The sequence below is a fragment of the Joostella atrarenae genome, from assembly GCF_021764745.1.
Classification (GTDB): domain Bacteria; phylum Bacteroidota; class Bacteroidia; order Flavobacteriales; family Flavobacteriaceae; genus Galbibacter; species Galbibacter atrarenae.
Map to the genome: position 1 here is coordinate 202,643 of NZ_JAETXX010000007.1, position 24,632 is coordinate 227,274.

The window sequence follows — 24,632 nt, forward strand, 5'->3', positions numbered from 1 at the left end:
TGGTTAATAAGAAAAGACTTTAGGTCCCTGTTGAATAAAAGGTGTCATTTCAGGAGTCTTAGAGTTTGAAGAAAACCATAAGTTATCACCAAAAACTTTGTTTACAATATTCACTCCTTCTACAGCTTCTTCAAAATTCTCGTTGTTAAAGTTCTGCATATTCCCTGACGGATATCCAACACGAACCGGAAAACCATTCTCCTTATTAACCCCTATAGCAAAATAATCTAATAGAGGAAGTCCCGTTCTACGGATCATAGAAAACGAATTAATGCTTTGTCCAAACTGAGCAATATATCTCTGCGTAATTATAAGTTCCATCGCATTATTATTATTAAATACCACATCAATATTATCAACATAATCTTTAATTAAATCATCAGGAATAGACAGCTGCCACATATTACTCATAATGCCTTTATAATAAGCATCCTCAGGACTAATCCCTACATCTATCCCCTTAAATGAAGCTTCTGCCTTTATAAAATTTAATTCAGAAAAAGTCATTATATTTCGTTTCTGGACCTCCATATACCTATATGATATTTGACTAACAGAATCTCTAGACATTCGAGTAAATCCAAAAGGATTCTCATCATCAAACGCTGGAGGCAAGCCTATATAACTTTCTTGATCATACCCTTCTGCTGGATCAGCCAAATATTTCAATCTTGGGTCTTCCTTTTCTCCTAGTAGATTAACAAATCCTGATATTAAAAATGGACCATAACTATTATCTTGTTTATATCGTGCAAAAGGGTCTGGAAAACTCCCTTCAGCATCTTCCCAGCTAATTCCGAAATTATCATCATTACTTGTCATCACTGGAAACTTTGTAGGGTTTAAAAATAGCTCTGATAGCTCAGAGCTAGCAAACGCAGGTTCAACATCAGATATGCGCAATAAAATCCTAGCTCTTAAAGAATTTGAAAATTTCTTCCATTTCAATAAATCTCCAGAGGCATATGCATCAGACTCTGAATTAATGGCGACACCAGCTTCATTAGAAATAATTATCGCTTCGTTTGCTTTCTTCAAAAGCTCCAAAGCGTCTAATAAGATTTCTTTTTGAGAATCAAACTTAGGTTTATTGTACTGTAATTCTTCTGAATCTTCTCCATACTGCGCATCAAAATAGGGAATTGGCCCCCATAATTCAGTCATACTACTGTATACCCATGCTTTCATTATTAGAGCTACTGCATTATAGTTTGCATTAGGAACTTTTTCCGAATTATCTATAACTCTTTCAATCAGTGGTATTACAGAAGTTGTTAAGTTGTGATACACCCAAAAATCATTAAAATCCTCTCTTGGATTTGATTTAACAAAATCTGTTGGGGTTAAATTTGTATTATAATACTGAACCCATTTCCCTAAGCCACTATTATAACCACGAACATTATCTAACAAAACTGATGCCGCTCCTATCTGAGCACCTAATAACAACCCCTCATTACTCCCTTCTTCTTGAGAGTTTGGATTAGTATTAATTTCTTCAAACTCTGATGTACACGCGGTAATCAAAACTATGATTAAAAAGAAAACAATATTATTTTTTTTAAATAATTTCATTATAAGAAAGTTTATGTTAAACAAATTAAAAATCTACCGATAAGGTTATCCCCATACTTCTTGTATTGGGTAATGATCCATATTCAAACCCTGTACCATTATTCAAGCTTCCCATGTTGGCCGTTTCCGTATCAATTCCATCAAGATTATTCTTAATCAACCATAAATTTCGTCCAACAAGAGATAGACTCATACCAGATATCCCTAAACGATCCACTATATTACTATCAAATCTATAAGAAAAAGAAAGCTCCTTCAGCTTTATATTTGTTGCCGATCTCATCAACTCTGAAGTGGGATAATTATAATTTGAAAATAAGTCCTGAGAGTTAACTGCAACCGAATTCTCTTGACCAGTTTCTACATCAACTCCATCAAATATATACCCCCCTCCCTGATCAATACTCTCACGAACAGGGATACCATTATCATTCACTCCTGCACTATCAGGATTCATACCTGACAAAGACATACTTTGATAGGTGGTAGATATAACATGACCTCCTTTACGGACATCAAAGAGAAAACTCATTCCAAAATTCTTATATGAAAATGTATTAGTTATTCCACTTGACCAATCTAAGGGAGCTATAGCCCCCAAATCTCTGGTTCCTCTCCAAACATTGTGCATTGGCATACCATCCCTGGTTAAAACTTCTCCTGTCCCATAAATATTATCTTCAGCAGTATAACCATAAGCTATAAAATCATCCGACATATTAGGAACATTATTTAATGCTTCTTGTGAATCCCTGAAGTATTCAAAACCTACAATATGACCATACGGCTCACCATTAGTAGCCCTTATTTCTGGCCCCGACCATGCTGCAATATGCTTAAAATCAACTAAATCTGAAGGAAACCCAGATACTACACCATCATTCATTGACCAATTTAAACTAACATCCCATTTAAATTCAGGAGATTGAATCAAACCGAGGTCTAACTTAACTTCAACACCCTTATTTGTTATCGTGCCAGCATTAATAAACGCGTATCTAGCACCTCTCTCCCATGCATTTTCGATCCTAATAAGCTGATTACTTGACTCATTTTCATAATATGCAATATCCAGCTTCACGCGACTATTCAAGAAATACAACTCCCCCCCAAGTTCATACGAAACTGACTCTTCAGGCTTTAAAGAAGTTGCTGGTATAACATTATCTATACCCAAAACTGGTTGACCATTAAAAGATGATGAGTTCCTATTTATATACCTACTCAATGCGTATGGTTGTGTATCATTACCTACTTTAGCCCAACTAGCTCTTAACTTAAAGTAGTTATTAAAACTATCTTGAAAGTTAAATATCTCAGATAAAATTATTCCGGAAGAAATAGAGGGATAGAAAAATGACCAATCTTCACTTGGTAATGTAGATGACCAATCATTTCTTCCTGTAACTGTTAAGAAAACAAAATTATTATAATCCACCTCAATTGATCCAAATATACTATTAACCTCCTTCTCGGAAGTCCTATTTGAAACTAACGGTTGTTTTGCTGAATTCCCTAGGTTATAAACATCTCTAACAAGTAAGCCCCCATCAGTACTGGAATACTTATTGTTAGAACTTTGTCTTCTAGAGGCTGCACCAACCATCATATTATAATCAAAATCTTTAAAAATCGAATTATTAAAAGTAACTCTAATATCAGTATTCAATTCTTTATTAACATCTAGCCCTTCTTGATAACTACCCTGATTATAAAGATGCTTTGCTTGAACTCTTTCGTATTCATATATATTTGTATCCTTAAATATATTACCCTGTATTGATAATGATTCTAATAAATTATAGGTTAATCCTATATTGTAACTAAATCTATCTCGATTCACAGGGTTTTGATTTTCATATAAATCCCAATAAGGGTTAGGTCCCCCCTCATAAAAACTTTTTTTGTTACCTAGTTCATCCTTATAATCTTTTAAATCTCTTATATCAATATTTGTTGGAATAAACAATGCCTGCCATAACGCACCACTTCCCCCATAAAACGTCCTATTATCACTATCCATCGTAGACCCTGTTGCTACAAAAGTCAGGCTTAGATCTTCACCCAATTGAAAATTAGAATTGAAGCTTCCTGTAATTCTTTCAAGCCCAGTGTTAGGCGCTATACCTTCTATATTTTGATGACCCAAAGACAATCTAGCATTTGATTTTTCATCTACATATGATAATGATAAGTTATTCTGAATAGTATGTCCAGACTCAAAAAAATTATCTAAATTATTTGCGCCATATGGAAGCCAAGGTTTTACTATTGCATCTCCATTTTCTGGATTCCATTGTGCTATGGGCTGTCCCAAAAATTCTGGGCCCCATAGATTTGTTGTAGACTCATTTACCCCAAATCCATTCCCATCTACGTATTCATACTCACCATCAAACCCTTGTCCATACTTCAGCTGCGGTCTAGGTAAAATTAAAGGATCTTGAATTGTAGTACTTGAAGAAAAGTTTGCTCCCCAACCTTTCTGACCCTTATTACCTTTTTTGGTGGTTATCATCACTACACCATTAGCGCCCCTAGAACCATACAGAGCTGAAGCACTAGCTCCTTTAAGAATACTAATACTCTCTATATCATTAGGATTAATATCAGAAATTGGGTTACCTAAGTCACTTGCGCCACTTGATGATGTGAAGATACTTTCTGAGAGTGAACGGTTACTAAGTAAAGGCAATCCATCCAATACATATAGAGGCTGATTATCAGATGACAATGAGGTCACACCTCTAATTATTACTCTTGGGGAACCATCTACACCATTTGCAGAACCCGAAACTTGTACTCCTGGTGCCTTAGCAGATAAGTTGAGAAGTACATTAGGTTCTCCTGTAGAATTAATTTGTTCAGATGATAATTGATCCATAGCATATCCTATTGCCTTTTTTTCTCTTTTTATTCCCAAAGCAGTAACCACAACTTCAGAGAGTGAAGATGATTCTGCCTTTAATAATATTTCAAAAAAAACTTGGCTGCCAACATCAATTGTTTGCTGAGAGAAACCTAAGTAGCTAACCTCTATATTTGAAGTGGCCATTACATCAATTGAAAATTTACCATCAAAATCTGTTGTTACGCCATTAGAAGTCCCTACTTCTACCACAGTAGCTCCAGGAATTGGCATTCCAGATTCAAAATCTGTAACTATTCCTGTGATATTCTTCTCTTGTGCCAAACCTATGTGTAGGCACAATAAAAAGTAAAAAAAAGTAAAAAATAATTTTTTCATTGGTAATGCATTTTAAGTTTTGTTTAAATAGCAAGTCACAACATCGCCGTTATATATGCAGATATTAGGTTGATAACTTTCACAAACTTAAATGAGAACCCAAATAGATTCGTATAAAATAATCTCAAATAATTATAATATTGTACCTGATGGCTCTATTTTATTACATATTCCATACTTTTTTACAAAAAAAATTATATAATTGCATCTCTCGTTTTATTATTTAAAACTGCATTAACTTTATTGGGTTATAATCCAACCTTAGCTAATCCTATTCAACAAAATAGAAGATTCATGTTAAAAAATAAATATAGAAATTGTATAGCCTCCCTCATTATTTTCATATCATTTCTTTCTACACCTTACCCTCTAAAATGTCAAGAATTAACTTATGAGATTTCAAGCCTAAATAGTAATAACCTAATTACCAACAACGTGGTTACATCATTCCACACTGATAAATCAGGATTCTTATGGATTGGTAAGATGGATGGTTTATATAAGTATAATGGATATGAATTCGAAAGTTACTCTACAACCTATGGAGATATGGATGGCTTAAGTAACCCATGGGTTACTGACATCACAGAAAAAGGAGATTCATTATTAATTGGAACTAAAAATGGATTAAATATTTTTCACAATAAGAAAAAGAAATTCTCTTATATATTTCCTTCAAAAGTTAACAACAAATACAGTAATCATATAACATCGATAGTATATTTCAACAACCAACTTTATATAGGCACAAATAAAGGTCTTCTAATGTTACAGAAAATAGACAGTAAAAATCCTCAGCCTATAAATATCACTCTTGGAGAAAAGGGAAGTGAGGAAGAAGTTATGTCGATTATTAAAACAAAAAAAGACCTTCTTATACAAACAAGTAAAAACCTATATATTCTAAATGAAAAATCTAATACATCAAAGGTCCTAGAATTAAAATCTCAATCATCAAATAAAGTGAGTAATTTACGACATCTTCATAAACTTAATGAAAATGAATTTCTTCTTGCTACCGACCAAAATAATTTCTACTTTAAAATAAATAACCTACTCAGTATTAGTCAAGAAAAACAAGTAGACTTAATTGATATTACTAAAAAATTTCCTCAGTTTCCAAAAGGAATAAAGATTAATTTATTTTTTACTGATAAAAACAAAAATCTTTGGATTGGCTCCAATGGTAATGGACTATATTCTTACAACAAGAAAAATCAAGAATACACAAATTACAAAAGAACAACAAACTTCAAGCTTAATTCATTAAAAAATGATTTTATAAGAAGTGTCTACGAAGATGCCTCTGGAACTATTTTCATAGGTACAGATGCAGGGGTTAATCTACTCATTCCTCAAAATAAAACATTTAAAACTATAAATCATATAAAATCGTTGAATCAAGAATCTGAAGTATTAAATGTACACTCCATATTAGAAGATGATCTTGAAAATATATGGATAGGAACAAGAGGCAAAGGATTATTTCTCATAAATGAATCAAAAAAAATATCAATCAACGTTAAACAAACAAAAGGCGGTAGTCTTGACCATATTCGTTCAATACAGAAGATCAAAGATCATATATGGATAGGTACTCAAAATGGTATTTTTATACAAAATAAGAGTTTTAATTATGAAAACTTTTGTAGTGACTTTAGTAAAAAAGAACCATACTTACTATCTAACCACCACATATATTGCATTTTACCCGATAAAAGAAATAACACTTGGATAAGTACATCTGAAGGTCTTTACTTATATAGCAATAATAAAATCTTAAATAAAATAACCAACAGCGAATTACCAACACCTTTAGACAACCGTATTATATACACAATGTACTTAGATAATGATGAAAAAGTATGGTTTGGCACACTTAATGGAATGGTTTCTTCTATAGATAAAAATGAATATGTTGATGTTCCTTATTTCAACAAAAAATTACTAAGAAGTTCTTTACCTTTTCAAGTAGTTAGGTTATCTAAAGACTATAATGCATTCTTTAAGAATTTCGAGGTTTACTCATTATGTCAAGGCATAAAAGCGAACACCCTTCTGGTTGGCACAAACCTTGGTCTTTTTGAAATTAACAAAGAAAGTAATACTATTAATCCTATTAATTTCTACACACAAGGAAACACCTATAATAAACATATTAGTCATTATATATATGGACTTATTAATGACAAAGAGACACATACCATATGGGGCAGTACCAACAATGGTCTATTTTCATATTATTTTCCTAAAAAAGAACTTCGTTGGTATAATTTAAAAGATGGTTTACAATCATTAGAATTTAACGGAAGTACTACATTTAACAATCTAAAGGGCAAATTATATTTTGGTGGATCAAACGGCCTTAATATCTACAATTCTAGTCAGGTTCCTGAAAAAAATAAATTCCAACCCAAAATTGCCTTCACCGGGCTATTTATAAACGGGAAATCTATTCACCAAGATGACGATTCTAAAATATTAAATAAATCAATAAACCATTCAAAGTCAATTACTCTTAATAATAATGAAAATACAATAGGATTGGAATTTGCATCCCTTCACCTAGGACTTCCTAATTACAACGAATACAGTTGTAAGCTGACAGGAGTAAATGACGATTGGATAATGCTAGGGAATAAAAGATCTATCAATTATGCCAACTTACCTTCGGGACATTATAAATTTCAACTAAGGGCCACAAATAATGACGGTGTATGGAATGAGAATACAGCAGAACTAAACATCGATATCCTACCACCATGGTACAACTATTGGTATATGAAAATAATTTGGGGAATAGTTGTTTCATTCTTAATACTTATTATAGTTCATTTCATCCTTCGAAACAAAGACAAAAACAATCTGTTAAAAATAAAAGAAATTGAACATCAAAAGACAATGGAAATTAATGAGTCTAAACTCATTTTTTTTACTAATATTTCTCATGAATTACGCACTCCGCTTTCTCTAATAATTGATCCTCTTCAACATCTAATACATAATGGAAAACTAAATTCTGATCAAAAAAAAACTTTAAATATAGTGAGTAATAATCTAACAAGGTTAAAAAGGCTGATCGATCAAATAATGGACTTCAGAAAACACGAGCTTGGTAAGTTAGAATTAAAAAATACTCATGGAAACATATCAACTTTAGTAAAAAATGTATGTGTTTCTTTTCAATACAATTTCGAAATAAAAAGTATTAAGCTTAAGACAAAATTACCCGAAAGTAATCTAGAAATGTGCTATGACCAAAATAAAATAGAAAGTTTAATTTATAATTTACTTTCCAATGCACTTAAAGCCTCTTCTAAAAATGGTAAAATAAAATTAAGCCTCGGAGAATTTAATCAAAATACAATAGCTAACAAAGAATATATCTTTATTAGTGGAGATGAATTATTCGATAATACTCAAGAATATATCTTTATTAAAGTAAAAGATAAAGGCAAAGGTATTTCCCCTGATAATATTCACAAAATATTTAAAAGATTCTATCAGGGTAATGAATATGAATCTGGAACTGGGATTGGTTTATTCATGGTAAAGGAAATTGTCCAATTACATAATGGCTCTTTATTTTTAAAAAGTAAACAAAACAAAGGAACTACATTTCTAATTATCCTACCAAAAAACATTGACTCTTTCAAAAACAAGAAATTGTTAGATTCTCATTATAACTCGACAATTTCTCTTGATAATCGAGGAGAAAATTTTGTTGACTCTTTTAACTATACAGAAACTAAGAAAAAAACTTCTGAAAAAAATTATACTATTGCACTTATTGAAGATAACGATGAATTAAGTCTTTATATAAAAAGCATACTAAATAATAGCTACAATGTAATTACATCTAGTAACGGATTAAGTGGTTTGGAACTTATAAAAGAGAATTTACCTGATTTAGTTATTAGTGATATTGTCATGCCAGGACTAACTGGAATAGAAATGTGCAAACACCTTAAGAGGAACTTTGAAACTAGCCATATCCCTATAATATTATTAACTGCAAAAGCTTATGAAGCTCATATTATAGAAGGAACTAATTCTGGAGCTGATGTTTATTTAACCAAACCATTTAATAGAGAAATACTATTTGCTAACATAAGAAACTTAATTAATAACAGAGAGAAACTAAGATTAGTATTTCAGAATTCAAAAATTTTAGAACCTTCTAAAGTTACTGTCACTTCTGTAGACGAGAAATTACTCTTTCAATTAAAACAAATAGTAGAAAAAAATATACAAGATCAAAACCTAACATTAGAGATATTAGCAAATGAGATAGGGGTTAGCCGAGCTCAATTATTTCGTAAAGTTAAGTCACTAACGGGGTATACTCCTAATAACTTTATTAAAGCCATACGCCTTAAACACTCTATAGCTTTATTAAATCAAAATAAGTTACAAATATCTGAAGTCGCCTATTTATCTGGTTTTAAGGAGGCTAGCTACTTTTCTCGATGTTTTAAAGAAACATATGGTTATAGCCCTAAAGAACATAACAATAAATCATCTATTGAAATCAATGTTGAACTATAACTTCAATATTTTTAATGGTTTCAAATTACAAGCATACATTATGCACTTAATACTTAAATTTCGCTAATCAGTTTAGTCTTGCTACTTTTCAACTAACCCTCACTGCCTAAAGAATCTTCACAATATATAACTATCAAGCAAATATGTAAACAAACAACTCTGTCTAATATAGTAAAGCTATTTATTCCAAATCAATATACAATTACCTTGTCTTACCATGATTACCATTACTCTCTCTTCTAACTTACTCTAAAACCTATCTTGCTCCGTTCTTTTACTTTCTGTTAAATTCTTTTTCACGAATTTATTATGGTATATTTTCCCATATATTTGATCCTTATAAAAACATGCGACATTCATACTCAAAGAATCGTCTATCTGAATATATCCCTCGTAGAGTTTAGAATTAATAGTTGGCTTACTTCCATCTGTTGTATATCTTAATTCTACCCCATCAATAAGTGGCATTAATTTTAATCTCACTTTATCTATAAACTCCACCCTATTCTTTTTGGTATTTATATCTCTTAGAGGAATAGTATCTCCCACAACAGTAGCCTTTATAGCATTAACCTCATACTTAACAAGTTTATATCCTATTAACTCACTTTGTTTATTAAAGACACCTATTTTAGCAGAAAAGTCATTAATCAACTCTAATTGTTTTGGAAGGGTAGCAGATTTTTCCGTGGGCATAGATCCATCTACTGTATATGTAATTCTCGTATTCTTTAAATTAGGTTTAAAGAATACGGTTGCTCTACCAGCAAAATTATTTTCCCTATTAAAGTAAATTCCTCTATAATTAGGTTCAGTAAACCCTTCTTTCGTAATACTTACAGGAAATATTAAATTACCAAACAGCTCATCTACTATTGTTTGTCTTTTAGCATACTCAATATAATCTTGTTTTTTATCTCCATTCCAAAAAATTTCACTAATAGCCGCCACTCTATTACGCAGGCTTGATATTTGTTCTTCTTCACTCATTTCCCAAGAACACATCTGCCCACCATATATTGACCTACTTTCATTTAACTGAATTGGTTTAAGATAGGCTGGTGTAACCTCCCAATGGTTTTCCCATCTATAAAGATTCCAATTATAAATATACTTTGAGCTCCATCTAAAACCCGGTGTTACATAAGCTGGCTTCCATGAAGCATTTATAATTTTGTAACCATTTTCAAGTAAACTTTCTGGTCGTTGATAGGCAGTCTCCCAAGCAAATACTATCATGTCTTTGGGAATTTTCACTTTCTTGCTTCCATCCTCAGAAAAACTTTCCCATATTAATGTTTTTTTGTTCTTCTTTTTTACAATATCATGCATTTTAACTAAGAAGTCTAAATAGATATCATGTGAATCATCGAAATCATTCTTAAGTATGTAATCTTTTGTAGTAGCCTTTTTATCAAACTCACCTAGCCAAGCTTCATCACCGCCAATATGAAAATAAGGAGATGAATGGAATATATCTATCATCTCGCCTATTATAATTTCCATCGCTTGATAAACTTCATCCTTAGTCATATCTATAACTCCTAAACTAGGAGGACCAAAGACTTCAGGCATGGCTTTCCTCATTTCCGTAGTATGACCAGGAGCATCAAACTCAGGTATAATCGTAACTCCTCTTATATCTGCATAATCCACCAAATTCTTTAATTCTTCAACAGAATAATGCCTGTCTTTAGATGCTAATTTTGGATAAGTAGTTGAAGGAAAAGTAAAAGACTGGTCATCAGTAAGATGAATCTGCATATATCTGATTTTATACCATCTACACAACTCTACTACCTGCTTTATGGTTTCAATATTGTGCCACTGTCGAGCTACATCTAACATAACCCCCCTATAAGAAGAAGTAGGAATATCCTTAATTGTACAAAATGGAAAACTTAATATCTCTCCACTAGGTTTAGCCATTTGAAGTATTGATGTAGCACCAAAATTTACAGCACCATAAGTCCCTCCTTTAATTACAATTCCTTCTTTATTAATCTTAATTTGATACTCCTCTTCACTTAAACCTTCATCAATTTCTAGTATTACTTTTGAAACACCTCCTTTATCATTAACATTAAATTGATAAATCGTAAAAAAATCACTCTTTAATAATTCTGCTATAGGCTCTAAATCTTTTGATTTAAACCCTATTCTAAAGTGTTTATTCAAATGTAAAAATCCATTAAATAGCTTAACCTCTCTAGGGTATGGAACAATAGTAATGGGGTCGTTTGCTAATCCATTAGAACTTAAAAAAATCACAAACAAAATAAAAACTGTATAACTCTTTATAAATCTCATTTTTTTCATATCATATATTTCTATTATGACTCAAAACCATTAATAAGTATAATTCTGAATTATAACTTTTAACCTTATTCTATATGTTCATATATATATACCATTTGTGCTGGCATAGATTCTAAGCCTTCTCCATCTCCTTGACCTACTTTCTGGACATATAAATGTAATTTTTCTTGGTCTTTCCACAACTCAGCATCATAAATCGGCTCCCAACTTTCTACTGAAAAATTAGTTATAATACTTGACTTCCATTTTGTGTAGTTACTATTCAAGCTCTCTCTAATACTTATTCTATTATCATTTTCTATATCCCTGTAGATTAAATAAACTTTTTTTTTATCCTCACTGACAACTATTTGCGGGCGTGAAATTGGAATCTTTTTTGTACCACCACCACTTAATTTAAAAGGAGTTGTTCTATTAGATACTTTTCGCATACTCCATGTTCCAAACTTTTTAAAAAGTAAATAAAATTGTGGTACTAATGATTTTTCTGAACTAAAATAGGTAGCTATATATGGAGTTCCCTCTTTAGTTGCAAACATAGAAGTACTGTTTATTAACTGACTGTTCTGTTTAATTTTAAAAGCATATTCAGCTGTATTAAGATTAATTGGTAATTCATAAGATTCACCTGTAGATTTTTGCCATGTTTCACCGAAATCCTTAGACCTAGCATAACAAATATCATGATTGGTTGATATATTAGGACTCTCCCTCCACACCCAAGATAAATGTATGACCCCTAACTTATCAATAAATGCTTGCCAATATGCGTTCCTTTCACCTTCACCATCAATTAATATATCTTGAATTCGCCTCCATCTCTTTTCAGCAATAGAGTATCTATTTATAACTAAGTTTCCATTTCCTGAACCACCGTCTCTGTATAAAAACAATAAGTCACCATTTGGTAGTTTATAGAATTCAGGATATGTCACATTCAACTCATTTTGACCTATCATATCTAGTTTATTAGATAAGGTCAGACCTTCAGGAACATTGCTTTTAACATATTGTAAATTACTGGCATGATGATTCCAGGCCATATGCAAAAAACCATCTCCATCTATCATTATGCTTATAGAGCGATGAGCATCATTTACAATACCTCTATATTTTGTAGTAACTATCTCCCAATCATCTGTATCCAATTTACGTTTCGCTAAAGTCACATATCCATTATCATCATAATAAGCTACGTATTGATTATTTTTATAAGTTGTTACTGCATTTTTTCTAAACACTACAGCATTTACTGAATTTTTTGACCATCCTTTGCCTATTCCTTTCAATTGTGAATAAATCATGTTGTGTATTAAAAAAAACAATACACATAATTGAATTAAATTACACCTATTAAAATAAGGATTATGTACATTCATAATTATTCTTCCTTTACTTTTGACATTAGTTTATACATTTCCTTTCCTGCTAGTAGAAATCCACCTGTTCCGTATACATGCCAACTTTCTTCAACAAATGGCTTTGGATCAATTCCTTCTGGTTGTACATTGCCAAGCCTTCCGTTTTCATTAACATTCATGCATAAAGCAATCCAACCTTTTTCTATTTGGCTCTTATAGTCTTCACTAATAAACTCATTATTTAAAGCATAAGCTAAAGCATAAATAAAAAAAGAACTTCCACTAGTCTCTCCCTTATTCAAATAATCTGGATCTAGCAAACTAACATTCCATAACCCGTCCTGTCTTTGAAGAGATAAAACCTTCAAAATCATCTCTTTAAAAAACATTTCGTACTTAAATCTATTAGGATAATCTTTAGGCATAATATCCAAAATTCTTGCAATACTAGCAACCACCCAACCATTTCCTCTACTCCAAAAAACTTTTTTATTATTCTTCATCATCTCTGGAAAATATCGATCATCCCTAAACATTAAAGAGTCTTCCCTTGAATATAGATAATCTGCAGTTTTCCAAAACATAGTATCCATATAGTTTAAATACTTTTCTTCTCCCGTACTCTTCCACATTTGAATAAATGTCGGAGGTCCCATAAATAATGCATCACTCCATGTCCACCACTCATCAAAATAAGGGTTTCCTAAAAACCTCAAATCCACCTTATACTCCCTACGGGTAGATAAATGTACATCCAAAGCATATTTCGCATTTTCTATCATTTCTGAGTCTTCTTCTTGATTATATAACCAGGCCCAATTAGAAGCTATTGCAATATTATCAGCATATAAAATTTTTGATTCTAATCTCCAATTTGCATGCTTCCCTACATTTATCATCTCTTCTTTATATCTATCCTCTTTAGTAATTTCATACAAACCTTGCAATCCTATAAAATAAGTAGCCCAATGCCACTCTAAAACCCTTTCTAAGTCATAAGGGTTTGCAAATTGCCAATCTGCTGTTTGCCTCATAATATCTATAATTTGATTAGGATTTAAAGGATCAGTAATTTTAGGTGACTTAAGATTCATCTTTATAGAGCTATGAAACCTCTCTTCAAAAGAAAGCTTGGTCCATGGAGCATGACTATAGGTTATATAGTTTGTGTTTTGCATCCACATAACCTGCAAAGGATTGTCTTTTTTGGCTCCTCTAACAGCAAATGGTCTAATATTATTTTTTGTAGAATTCTTAGTAACTGGATAAACCTTCCAAGATTCCCCATCATCATTAGTAATCCATTTTTCTATTTCAAAAATAGAATCTCGTTTTACAGATAAATAAACCTCATTTGGATTTTCATGATCTATATTCATTCCTCCAGAATAATTTGGTTCAGCTTCTATTGATCCTTTTCTAGTATCCATAAACCATTTTCCTGAATTAACCAGACTATTGTTTAACCATTTTTTGCCAGTCCACTTTGCATAATTATAATAATGCGTAGAGTCTGTAGGAAAAGTCGCATACATAATAACAGGATTATTCTTTTTATCTTCAGCGATATCCCAGTTCCAAGCTTTTCCCTCTGCTTGCTTGCCATTATAGACTAAATCTAACTCATTAGGGTATAAAGGTAAATCACCTACATTTTTGATTTTTTCTCCATTTGCTTTATAAAAAGCTCCTTTCTCATAATACGTGTAATAAATACTATTATTTTTCTCATTCCGAGGGTGCCCATCTGTAAAAACAAAATGAATTTTACTATCTCCATTAGAGTATACCTTTGTATATGGTCTTCGAAAACTATAAGTATGTTCAGGTTTAAATAAAGTTTTTCCATCAGCCCAACTTACTCCTGCATCATCACTATAAGAGAATCCTGGCTTACCGTCTATACCTCTCCAGAATAAAAAAATTCTATTATTCTCTGACCTTAATTTAATTGGATTTGTATAATCATGATTCATTGAAGCGTTCTCTGACTCTTTTTCATGTTCATCATTTAAGAATAGATGTTGTTCTTTCTCCCATGTTGAAATATCCTCTGGGTTTGATGATTTAGTTAAAAATATAGGATGTGGAGTAGATGAATCTCCATAACCATGCCTATTAAAGAATACGAGTATCTTTCCTTCGTTATCAAATAAAATCGATGGATTGTCATGATCATCTATCTCATGTTCATATTTTAAAACTTTAGTTTTAACGCGATGAATATCATGATCATAATAACCAACAACTATATTCCCGTAATTATCAACCCATGCTCCATAAGTTCTCTTATATTTTCCTTCATAATAAACTGCTCTTGGGTCAGAAAACCAACACCAAGAACCGTTGAACGTAAAGGACCTATAAGACTCACTATTTGAAGCATTTGTTTTATATACTTTAGATTCTGCAATTTCTATTTGAGCTTCTAATGTATTTAATGTTCCTAAAAAAAGTACTGTAAGTACGGCAAAATTCAATATTTCCTTCATAAAAATTTAATCTATTATTATCAAATATTAACTCCATATGGAGATAGTTATAATAAAACCTCTTATTTCTATATTATATGTCTTTTTCTTCCTATTCCTTCATTCTTACTTCTATCTATTTAACCTATGAGATTAGTAGAAATAACTAACATATATAAGCTACAATAGAGTATATTCTATCAACTTACCCCTTAATTTTTAGATATTTATTAAAGCTTTACTACATGTAGTGCTTATAGTAAGCTTATATATCAAGATAATTTCAGTATATCATTGCTTTAAAATAAAGAAATATTTGTGTTGTTAATTAAACCGATTAATCAACAACATTAACTCTTTAACTTTATCAGGGTGCTTAGAGGCTATATTCTTTGATTCTGAAATATCATTAGGAATATTAAACAACTCTATACTAGTAGTATCAGAATTTCTATCCTTAATTGTTACTAGTTTGTAATTATCTTTTCGAACCGCTCTTCTATTGATATTTGTATCGAATTCCCAATAAAGAAAGTTATGTTTAGTTTGATTTTCTTCGTCCCCAATTAAAGTATGCAAATAGGAAATTCCATCACTAGATCTTGGAGTTTGAATACCACCCAATTCACAAGCAGTAGGCATGAAATCCCAAAAACTTGCAATTACATCTGTTTCACCAGGTTTGATTATTTTCGGCCATTTAGCTATAAAAGGGATTCTTATACCTCCTTCATATAAGTCTCTCTTCATGCCTTTTAACTCTCTGTTACTATCAAAAAAATCCAAATTCCAGCCACCCTCTTCGTGCGGTCCATTATCTGAAGTAAAAATTACCAAAGTTTCATCTTCCAAACCTTTACTATCAAGTTCTTTCATGATTTCACCTACATAAGAATCTAGCCTAGAAATCATTGCTGCTCCAGCTTTTTTAGACTCTGGCCAATTCTCTTCTTCATAAATACCTAGGTCCGGAACTTCCATACCATGCTCATTAATTAAAAAACTCTCATTATTAGCATGTGGTATTGTATATGCTAAATACAAAAAGAAAGGTTTTTCCCTTTGTTCATTCAAAAAATTCAATGCTTTCTCCGTGAAAATATCATTCGAATATTCTACTTTCTCAACCGCAGCATTACCGATACCAAGAGCATAGTTCGCACTATCAGAAACATATATAACCTTATTATCCAAAGGGTACTTCTCTCCATTTTCCCATAAGTAATCAGGATAGTAATTATGAGCCCTTATTTGATCATAATACCCAAAAGAATAATCAAAACCTTGATCATTAGCATACCCTGTAGTGCCTACATTTCCTAAACCCCATTTACCTATAATCCCTGTATAATAACCTGCCTTTTTTAGTAATTCAGCAATAGTTACATCCTCTTTTTTAATTGGCACTTCCATAGATTTAATAGTAGTATTACCCATATGTTGCCCAGTAATTAAACTATTTCGTGAAGGCGCACATACAGTTGCACCTGCATAATGCTGTGTAAAAAGAAGTCCTTTCGAAGCTAACTTATCTATATTAGGAGTTTTTATTGCTTTTTGACCATAACATCCTAAATCTCCATAACCTAAATCATCTGCCATGATAAAAAGAATATTAGGCTTAGAACCTTTCACCCTGTCATACACATTATTATTACAAGAATTAAAAACTATTATCAATATCATTACCAATAATCTGTTCAATATTTTTTTCATTTCTTAAAGATTAGTGTAGTCATCCAATGTCTGAATCAAATCCTCTAAAGGAGCAAAATCTTGCATATCTTCAGTCTTGTACATTATATTCAACTCGTTTTGAATTTGTTTATAAAAATATTCAATTTTTAAGCTATGCTTACCTGCTGCAATCTGCACGATAAACTCTTCCGGTATATTATTAAACTCTGTGCCTTTAACTACTAAATTACTATCTAAGTATAGATTAGCCAAACCATCATTAGTTTGTAATTTTAAAGTAAACCTCTCATTTTCATCAACCTTTATTATTCCATTTAACTCGACGGCATATGGATTATATATCCCTGAAAAACGAGTGTCTATATGACCTTTTCTCTTTACTTTAGCAAATAACTCACCATTAATTTTATCAAGGCGCTCTTCTGTTATTTTGGCTGTTATTCCCTCTCTTATTAATGGAATCTCTGTAAAGTCAGGAATAGAATCCCATCCTTTTACAGGTGAGGGACCATATACTTTATAAGTATATGATGGCTCTATTTTTTGATAATATTTTTGTTCTGGATACCCGATGTTATTCCCCTGTTTATCCCTTTTTTGAATTGTAAGAACACCACTCTCAGTTAATCGTATAGGTTTATTATATAAAATCATATCATCATCAGAGGGCAAATCCCAAGATTTTGAAAAACTCCAAAAATAGCTCCCACTATTAGGCTGATCTAAAACTATTTCTGCAAAAGATGTAAATTTCAGCTCATCAGAAGAAATTAAATTATTAGCAACACTGGTTATTGGCCTAAACAACTTAGAATATAATTTGTTTGTAGATACAAGATCATTTTTAAAATCTTTAATGTCCTTCCTTGGTTTTTCATTCCACAAACGCTCTGAAAGGATAGGCACTCTCTCCCGTAAGACAGGAATTACCTTATAATGATTCTGTTCCCAATAGGATATTTGACCTCCAAAAATATTTGAGCTGTTATCAACTGTAACGTCTTTGATCATAGTATTCCAATGCTTCCAATCAGTTATTTTCCATTTATACGACCTGTCAATTGATGGAGCTAAATTCATCGCTCCTACCATATACCAAGGAATCCAAGTAGAATTTATTATCTTGTATCCATTAGCCAATAAGTTTTTAGGGCTATTATATGTTGTATTCCATACTATAACTGTAATGTCCTTATCTACGATGACGTTACCTGCTCCGATATCATTAAAACCTTCCCATACAATCGTTTTTTTACCAGTATCTTTGACCATTTGATTCATTTCATTAATAAAGTGACAAAAGAGTTCATCTACATTACCCTTTAAAGCTTCTTTAAGACCCTTTTCTTCTGCATAATTATTGTATTCGGGTACCTTTTTCAAATTCTCTAAATACACTTCGTCTCCACCTACATGAATATATGGACTGGTATAGAAAACACTAGCTAATTCTTGGATGATATAATTTACTGCTGAATAAGTTTTTTCCTTTGCAATATTAACCACATGCAATTGTTCTGGTTTATTTGTTCCAGGGTTGAGACTCCCAAATTCATCAGGATATGTGTTCCAAAGAATTGCTGAATGACCCGGTAAATCGACTTCTGGTATAATGGCTACACCTCTACTTTTTGCATATTCTACTAAGTGACTTAACTCTGCTTTCGTGTAATATTCCCTTTCTCCCACTCCATTTATCTTATTTACTTTAGAAAATTTATCAAGTGGAAAAGTAAACCGCTTATTATCACTTAAATGCAGATGTAAATACGGGATTTTATATAACCATAATAAATCTATCGTTTCTTTTATGGTCTCAATGGGATGCCAAAACCTAGCTAAGTCTAACATTACAGACCTATATTTAAAGTCATAATTATCTTTGATTTTTACATTCGGAATGTAACTTACATTGCCATCGAATTTAATTAATTGAACTAATGTCGATGCGGCATTTGTTATAGAAGAGTATGAATTTCCTTCTAGGAAGATTTCTTTATCTACAACTAAATTATATTCATCATCACTTAATTTATCATTATATCTTAAAACTATACTTTTTTTTGTGGTTACTCCCTCTGTAACAGAAATATTTACACCCGTTAATCTTTTGACATAATCTGATATAATATTAGCTATAGGTAATAAACTTTGATCTTCTATTCTTATTATTGTAGTATTTAAAATTTTAAAGCTACCATTATTATCTTTTATAACTTCTTTTGGAATCGGGATAACCGTTATATCTGAATTGATTCCTTCACTTCGAGAATCATTACAACTAATTGCTGTCACTATTAACAACAGTATAAACACATAAAATATATTGTTTTTTAACATCATTTATTTTTTAAAAAAGTGAGCATATTCTCTTTGTAATCTTTTTGCAACCATAATTACATCTCCTGTGACCATATCAGGATACTTTTGTTTACTTCTCGTCCATTTATAATCTAATTCTCTGACATCTTTATTGAACTTTTTAGAATTGAATGGAGTATTTGTCTCAAGAGATTTACTTAAATGATCAACAAATAATTGCCATCTTGGTTTATAGTACCCACTAAACAAACCATTCCACTGCTTACCAGCATAATCTCTTAATCCTCCTTCCGGATATGGTTGCCATATAGTTACTATCGTACGTGCATTCCACTCATAATAATCTTCTTCTTTCTTTGTAGTCCCCCAACTCCTAGCATCCTTTATCCATTTTCCTAGTAAAAAATTTTCATTTGTTCCTGTAATTGCTTCTAAGTCATCTATAAGTTTAAATAAAGACTCTGATGCATTCTTCAAACCTTCTCTATCTTTAGCTTGGTAAGAAACACTGATATCATTTATAAGTTTATGCGTTAAACTAAATAGCAACTCTCGATAAACATTTGTAAGATCAAACCTATATGTTTCTTTATTCTTTAATTCTTCATTTGCTAACAGAAGATACTCGGCTGCCTTGTACATTTTATACACATCAAAATCCCATGCGAAAGGATCTTCATCAGTTATTTTGAAATCTTTCCTTACATGCCTTATATCTTCTTTGTTATCAGATTCAAGAATCATTAAACGAGGTGTCGTAATAAGGGGAGACCATAGAGTTCTTGTTCTACTATACACAGACTCCTCTAATAAGCTCCAAGCTTCAAGTGCATTTTTATTTTTAGTCGTATATCTATTAGATGCATAAGTATTAACCCATTGTTTTATATCAACTTCTTTCTGGCTCCATGCCTTTGCAAAAATGAAATCTTGAACAATCGGGTTATAACCTAATCCTTCAGGTATTACTCCTACACCCTTTAGGTTATTATGTATTTCTGACTCAAATGCATCATTAAATTGAATCTGCATTGCTTGTAAATCACCGCTCATGTTCACCTTTTGATCTTCATTACAGATAACATTCCAAACCCATGGTTGACCATAGAACGCATCCGTTTTATTCCAGGTAGGGTTTTTTTCACCATAAAGATCCAACACAACAACTTTATCTTTTGGTATACCATTTAAAAACGCACTCCCCCTTTCTTTTGTCCAAAAATCTTTCTTGAAGAAAAAAAACCATCCTTGTAAAATCCATGTTGCTTCAGGGTCTGCTTGTTCCATTGAATGATAGACACTTTTACTTAATTGTTTCAGAAAATCTGGATCTTTGGAGGGAGGGTTTACTTCTATAAAACAATCTGCATCATATAAATGATCCGTTCCATACATTTCAGTTTGTTTTCTAATAAAGGTTTCCCCTATTTCTTGAAAAAGTTTGTCTGTAGGGTCTAAAAAATATGTGCCATCAACACCTGCCCAATCTTCTATTTTAAAAATATTTGCTTTTGGATATATCATTCTTAAAGATTCAGGGACATGTCCAGTAAATGCCTGTAAAACTGGTTTCATCCCCAAAGACCGCATGCGCTCCAGGACTTTAATTTGTAAATTTTTTCTTTGCTTAATCCAATTATCTGGCAAAGGTCCACCCATTCCATCAATGTTCCCCATCCATCCCCATGGTAAATGAGCTGGTCCTACAAAAAAATCATTTATTTTCTCTTCAGACAACCCCATGTCTCTGAAAACCTCTTGCCAAACTGCTTCTTGTCCAATGGTAGCTAAAGGCATATTAACGCCTTTAAGAGCCATATAATCTATCATCTTCTCCCAACGTGACCAATCCCACCATGGCATTGTATATCCATACGTACAATAATTAAAAAAATACCTATATTCAAATGGAGTTTCAATTTTCACTGAGCCTACTATTTTGGGTAATGTATTAGGTAACTCTATTTGATTATAATTTAAAGAAACTTGCGAATTACAATATTTGCTTAAATACCAATCTAAACCGGAAGACATTGCAACTGCACTATTCCCTTTAATAGTTACAAAGTCCTCACTTGTAATAATCTCAAAATAATCTTTATCGCCATCCGTTTTAATTTCTTTAAAGATAAACTCGGAGTTCCGCTCAGGAAGTAACCGTTTTGCTAATGCATACACAGCTTTTTCATTTTGAGTACGCTTAATATCATCATCAAAAGATGTAAGCAATAAAAAAATTAAAATTAGTTGGAAAAATCTTAACATAGTACAACGAATTATTTTTTAATGATTAAGAAAACAAAAATCAATAACTAAGTCTATATGAGAAAAATCATGAATCTAAACAAAGTATTATCTCAATTAAAAACACATTAATCTAACTTTCATTTTTCTAACTGTAAATCTAACAGACCAACTAACTAACTTTATATAAATGCGTATCAAAACCTTGTAATTTAATCTCATTATACCATGCAACGCACATCTATAAACATCTCACACATAGATATGTATGGTACATCGATATAAATGGCATTAACTTTACAATGCAAAATTAATTATAGAGAATCCATTACTTATTATTAACTAATAATAAAAGTTAGAGTAACTCGTCTAAGTACACTCCTTAAACTAATGCTTAGAATCCTAACAAACACTACATACGAACTACTACTTTCTCGAGTATTAAGAACCTTTAAATAAGGGTTTGGGTTCACAGATCATTACGGAATTATATATTTATATAATTTATTCCTAATCATTTTCAATAAAACTGTATGTAACGACATTAAAATATTTATTTCTATAAGTTGCATAGAGCTCCTCATATAACGCTTCAAAATCCTTTTCGGAAAGATTCTCATGCTCATCTAAAAACTCTCCATACTCGATATTGAACTGTTTTAAAATATCATCTAAAATTATAAATTGATATTTTTCTTTGAAAGAATTGTAATCGTCTGCTAAAGTAACGTACATCTCTTTTAATGTTTTCAATAAAGTATACTCTTTTTCCTCTGTATATTCAAGGTTTTGAATGGCTGTTAATACAAATTCAGCTGCCCAGCTTCCAATTCCCGCATTAGAATTCCATTCTGGAAAAGCAATATTCATAAAATGAATAATTTCTTTATATAGCACTGCTTCAGAATACTCATTTATTAGAACAAAATAATCATTGTGCTCTTCATTGTAATCAATATAATCTTGTATTTGTGATGGTCTGAACATAATTCTTGAAATTTTATATAATTATATAAATAGGTAATTCTATAATTTAAAAATATTATCTAATTGAGTAGGTTTTAAATCAACTTACTTTTTTACTTCTACTTTATTTTCTGAACTAGTTATGTTTTAAATTATTTGTTAATTATATTCCAATAACAATAAACATCTCCTCTATGATAAAACTCAATTATATCTTGGGAGATTAGAGTTTTTTTTTACACCAGATTAATCTATTTTTAAATACAATTTCAAAGCTTCATTAATAGTACTTTTTATACTCTCATTATCATCTAAAGCCCGTAGCTTCAATTGCTTTAAAAGTGTTTTCTCTAGGTAAAACGAGAATTGTACTTCTTCTGTAGCTCTTGTTGTGACTGGAGTTACTTTTTGAATTGTCTTTTTTTGGTTTTTTGCCTTGGCCTTACTAATAAGGTCATTAAAATTTTGTTTATCCATAATTATATAATTCTAGATTTATATAATGATACTATTGTATAACTATATAAGTTTCGTTAATATTTCTTCTGTGAGTTTGTTTAATTGTTTTTGCGCATTTTTATCACTCTGCACCCCTTTATTAGGACTGATCTGGTAAAAGCTACTAAATCGCCAATATGTGTTTTTGCAATAGGGACATTATATTCTTCTAGGCTAATTAAAATATCCAGAGTTAAAGTAGTATTGGCTTTTACCATATTAAAAACTATCATGCATCTATCAGAACCATTTACTTTTTCAATCAGCTCCAATGTGCTCTTTATAGCCAATAAATCTAATATACCTGCTTTTGTAGGAACAATAATAAGATCTGCTAATTTAATCAACTGCGGTAAATGATTTGATAAATAAGGAGGGGTATCGATAAATATAAAATCATAGTCCATTTCAACAATATCTTCAATATTTTCACTGAAAGGAAAAATATCAAAATCTGTTATCAACTCTGATAATTGCGATAAGCTACCTTGTAAATCAAAATCTAATATAGCAACCTTACTTTCTTTAGATAAATTTTGAGCTAAGTTAAAAGTGAGTGTAGACTTTCCAACACCTCCTTTTTGATGGGTAATAAGTATAATATTGCTCATAAATGTTTATAATTCTATTTTAATATTAAGGGAAATAAAAATATGTTTATACATCTTAATTAGTTGCGTCATTCTGTACACAACTTTTAACCATCTTTTGTACACATCTTATTTATCTGCGTCATTCTGTACACATATTTAAAACCTTATATGGTAAACCATTTAGTTATCTGTGTCATTCTGTACACATCTTTTATTATCCGAGTTTACAAAAACCTTCTTTTTTTCTTCTTTTTACGCAAGTCTTCTTGGTAATCATTCGGTGATGATATGTTGTTGTGTTTAAAAACTTTTGCTATTTCACTTAATAATTCTGATTTCTGCACTTTATTAGGTATTTCATTTTTGAAGTGATTGAGTTCCTTTTCTTCTTTTAAATCTGAAAAATCATCATTTATCATCTTTGATAATTCAGACCATTTTAATTTTATCTCTTCACCATTATATTTAATTGATGATTTTTGATCGGTAAATGACACTCCTATAATGGCGTCTTTTAGGGCTCCTGATTTAGCTCTTAATACATTTAATTTAATTCCCTTTTTTAGGAGGGAAGTTCTAAAATCATCTAATCCGATAATTTCATTATTATTCTTAAGCGGATTATAAATACTAAAAACCCGACCTCTAACATTCTTCAAATGCTGCTGTTTCTGATGAGTGTTTCTTTCAAATAGCGTATGAAAATCAATTAACCCTATCCCTTTAGTGGTTTCTGAAGCATTTATTGTTTTACCTGCTTGTTGCTTTTTAATACTACCATCCTTTTTTG

At 31.2% G+C, this 24,632-nt stretch carries 13 protein-coding genes; 1 reads left to right on the forward strand and 12 read right to left on the reverse strand.

Features of this window, described 5'->3' with window-relative positions:
* Nucleotides 1-3: 3 nt before the first annotated feature.
* On the reverse strand, nt 4-1,575 hold the full coding sequence (locus tag JM658_RS11870) for a SusD/RagB family nutrient-binding outer membrane lipoprotein (RefSeq protein WP_236959483.1): 1,572 nt from the start codon (nt 1,573-1,575) through the stop codon (nt 4-6).
* Nucleotides 1,576-1,600: 25 nt separating this feature from the next.
* Nucleotides 1,601-4,822, reverse strand: a complete 3,222-nt coding sequence (locus tag JM658_RS11875) for a SusC/RagA family TonB-linked outer membrane protein (RefSeq protein ID WP_236959484.1) — start codon at nt 4,820-4,822, stop codon at nt 1,601-1,603.
* A 435-nt stretch (nt 4,823-5,257) separates the two neighbouring features.
* Between JM658_RS11875 and JM658_RS17225 the strand changes: the two genes are divergently transcribed.
* Complete coding sequence (locus JM658_RS17225; protein WP_236959485.1) at nt 5,258-9,370, forward strand: hybrid sensor histidine kinase/response regulator transcription factor; 4,113 nt, start codon at nt 5,258-5,260, stop codon at nt 9,368-9,370.
* Nucleotides 9,371-9,619: 249 nt separating this feature from the next.
* On the opposite strand, the gene JM658_RS11885 is transcribed toward JM658_RS17225, so the two are convergent.
* From JM658_RS11885 to JM658_RS11930, 10 genes are all read right to left on the reverse strand, one after another.
* Nucleotides 9,620-11,680 carry a family 20 glycosylhydrolase gene (locus JM658_RS11885; protein ID WP_236959486.1) on the reverse strand — a complete coding sequence of 687 codons (2,061 nt, stop codon included), beginning with the start codon at nt 11,678-11,680 and terminating at the stop codon, nt 9,620-9,622.
* Between the two features lie 74 nt (nt 11,681-11,754).
* Entirely contained in the window at nt 11,755-12,993 is a 1,239-nt protein-coding gene (locus JM658_RS11890; RefSeq protein WP_236959487.1) for a BNR repeat-containing protein, read from the reverse strand.
* Nucleotides 12,994-13,070: 77 nt separating this feature from the next.
* Nucleotides 13,071-15,542, reverse strand: coding sequence for a glycoside hydrolase family 88 protein (locus JM658_RS11895; RefSeq protein ID WP_236959488.1), 2,472 nt, complete (start codon nt 15,540-15,542; stop codon nt 13,071-13,073).
* 303 nt (nt 15,543-15,845) lie between these two features.
* Complete coding sequence (locus tag JM658_RS11900) at nt 15,846-17,237, reverse strand: arylsulfatase (protein WP_236959489.1); 1,392 nt, start codon at nt 17,235-17,237, stop codon at nt 15,846-15,848.
* A 3-nt stretch (nt 17,238-17,240) separates the two neighbouring features.
* On the reverse strand, nt 17,241-19,514 hold the full coding sequence (locus JM658_RS11905) for a family 20 glycosylhydrolase (protein WP_236959490.1): 2,274 nt from the start codon (nt 19,512-19,514) through the stop codon (nt 17,241-17,243).
* A 48-nt stretch (nt 19,515-19,562) separates the two neighbouring features.
* A complete protein-coding gene (locus JM658_RS11910; protein WP_236959491.1) occupies nt 19,563-21,806 on the reverse strand; it encodes an alpha-N-acetylglucosaminidase in 2,244 nt (747 codons plus the stop codon).
* Nucleotides 21,807-22,295: 489 nt separating this feature from the next.
* Complete coding sequence (locus JM658_RS11915; RefSeq protein WP_236959492.1) at nt 22,296-22,772, reverse strand: hypothetical protein; 477 nt, start codon at nt 22,770-22,772, stop codon at nt 22,296-22,298.
* A gap of 225 nt (nt 22,773-22,997) precedes the next feature.
* Entirely contained in the window at nt 22,998-23,228 is a 231-nt protein-coding gene (locus JM658_RS11920; RefSeq protein WP_236959493.1) for a hypothetical protein, read from the reverse strand.
* An 80-nt stretch (nt 23,229-23,308) separates the two neighbouring features.
* Complete coding sequence (locus JM658_RS11925) at nt 23,309-23,860, reverse strand: ParA family protein (RefSeq protein WP_236959494.1); 552 nt, start codon at nt 23,858-23,860, stop codon at nt 23,309-23,311.
* A gap of 206 nt (nt 23,861-24,066) precedes the next feature.
* On the reverse strand, nt 24,067-24,632 hold a 566-nt coding region (locus JM658_RS11930), incomplete at its 5' end, for a hypothetical protein (RefSeq protein ID WP_236959495.1).

Excerpts from the sequence above, each read along its gene's own strand:
- JM658_RS11870 (WP_236959483.1), bottom strand. The coding sequence starts at position 1,575 with ATGAAATTATTTAAAAAAAATAATATTGTTTTCTTTTTAATCATAGTT.
- JM658_RS11875 (WP_236959484.1), bottom strand. The coding sequence starts at position 4,822 with ATGAAAAAATTATTTTTTACTTTTTTTTACTTTTTATTGTGCCTACAC.
- JM658_RS11885 (WP_236959486.1), bottom strand. The coding sequence starts at position 11,680 with ATGAGATTTATAAAGAGTTATACAGTTTTTATTTTGTTTGTGATTTTT.
- JM658_RS11890 (WP_236959487.1), bottom strand. The coding sequence starts at position 12,993 with ATGATTTATTCACAATTGAAAGGAATAGGCAAAGGATGGTCAAAAAAT.
- JM658_RS11895 (WP_236959488.1), bottom strand. The coding sequence starts at position 15,542 with ATGAAGGAAATATTGAATTTTGCCGTACTTACAGTACTTTTTTTAGGA.
- JM658_RS11900 (WP_236959489.1), bottom strand. The coding sequence starts at position 17,237 with ATGAAAAAAATATTGAACAGATTATTGGTAATGATATTGATAATAGTT.
- JM658_RS11910 (WP_236959491.1), bottom strand. The coding sequence starts at position 21,806 with ATGTTAAGATTTTTCCAACTAATTTTAATTTTTTTATTGCTTACATCT.
- JM658_RS11915 (WP_236959492.1), bottom strand. The coding sequence starts at position 22,772 with ATGTTCAGACCATCACAAATACAAGATTATATTGATTACAATGAAGAG.
- JM658_RS11920 (WP_236959493.1), bottom strand. The coding sequence starts at position 23,228 with ATGGATAAACAAAATTTTAATGACCTTATTAGTAAGGCCAAGGCAAAA.
- JM658_RS11925 (WP_236959494.1), bottom strand. The coding sequence starts at position 23,860 with ATGAGCAATATTATACTTATTACCCATCAAAAAGGAGGTGTTGGAAAG.